The following is a 238-nucleotide window of genomic DNA, read 5'->3' as shown; positions in this document are numbered from 1 at the left end:
CTATCGGGATTTCGATCCGCAGGACGGGGGCCGGGCGCTGCTCCAGGCGGTCATTGAGCACGATCGCAATCTTGACGATTACAGGGCCAAGGCGCGGATGCTGCTGGCCAAGCTTGATCCGACATCGGATGCCAACGTCAAGCTCTACAGCGACGCGATTTGGAATGCGTATCACGGCGAGCGGGGCGCGGACTCCGTGACCGGGGCCCTGAACACGCCGGAGGCGGCGTGATGGACC

At 64.3% G+C, this 238-nt stretch carries 1 protein-coding gene; it reads left to right on the top strand.

The window, feature by feature from the left end:
• A partial coding sequence (locus QRT08_RS18580; protein WP_286047482.1) for a DUF2827 family protein occupies positions 1-232 on the top strand: 232 nt, incomplete at its 5' end.
• Between the last annotated feature and the right edge of the window lie 6 nt (positions 233-238).

The sequence above is a fragment of the Halalkalicoccus sp. NIPERK01 genome (assembly GCF_030287405.1).
GTDB lineage: Archaea > Halobacteriota > Halobacteria > Halobacteriales > Halalkalicoccaceae > Halalkalicoccus.
This window is presented reverse-complemented; position numbering and strand designations above follow the sequence as displayed.